Genomic DNA, 997 nt, shown 5'->3' with positions numbered 1-997 from the left:
GAGGAGCCGTGTGCGCCGTTTGGTCTGATCGATGTGCAGGGCGATGGATCGACGGTGGAGGAAGCGCAGCATGTGCTGCCGGATCGGCTGTCGGTGCTGCTGCGCCGTCAAGCGCGCACGCTGGGCGTGAGTGTGGCCAGCCTGTTCCATCTGGCCTGGGCGCAGGTGGTGGCACGCGCCACCGGTCAAGCATCGGCAGTGTTCGGCACGGTGCTGTTTGGCCGCATGCAGGGCGGTACCGGCGCGGACCGTGCACTGGGCTTGTTCATCAACACCTTGCCGCTGCGGGTCGAGGTGGATGGCGCCGGCGTGGTGGACAGTGTGCGTGTTGTACAGCAGCGTCTGGCGGCGCTGTTGCGGCATGAGCATGCGCCGCTGTCGCTGGCGCAGCAGTGCAGCGGCGTCCCCGCCCCGGCCCCGCTGTTCACCTCGCTGCTCAATTATCGCCACAGTGTCGAGGCAAAGGAGGCTGGCGGATCTGGAAGCTGGGAAGGCATTCAGACACTGTCGGCCCAGGAGCGGACGAATTATCCGCTGACCGTTTCGGTGGATGATTGGGGCACCGGGTTTACCCTGAAGGTGCAGTCGCAGCGTCCACTGGCGCCGGCGCGGATCGCGGCGTTCCTGGAGAAGGCCCTGGAGGGCCTGGCCGAGGCGCTTGTGCATGCGCCCGCCACCGCGGTGAACGCTGTCGATGTCCTGCCGCAGGACGAGTGCGATCAGGTGCTGAGGCAGTGGAACGCCACGGCAGCGGACTATCCGCGCCAAGCCTGTGTGCACGAGTTGTTCGAAGCGCAGGTCGCGCGTGATCCATCGGCGATTGCGGTCGTCCAGGGGGAGGTGTGGCTGTCCTATGGCGTGTTGAACGCACGCGCCAACCGACTGGCGCATCACTTGCGTGCGTTGGGTGTGGGCGCGGACGACCGTGTGGCGATCTGCCTGGAACGCAGCGTCGAGATGGTCGTGGCGGGTGTGTATTCTACACATCTCCGAGCCA

Annotated in this window: 1 protein-coding gene; it reads left to right on the top strand. The window is 66.3% G+C overall.

The window, feature by feature from the left end:
- A partial coding sequence (locus CKY51_RS22230) for a condensation domain-containing protein (RefSeq protein WP_152250068.1) occupies nucleotides 1–997 on the top strand: 997 nt, incomplete at both ends.

The organism is Xanthomonas maliensis, assembly GCF_009192945.1.
GTDB classification, from domain to species: Bacteria; Pseudomonadota; Gammaproteobacteria; order Xanthomonadales; family Xanthomonadaceae; genus Xanthomonas; species Xanthomonas maliensis.
This window is presented reverse-complemented; position numbering and strand designations above follow the sequence as displayed.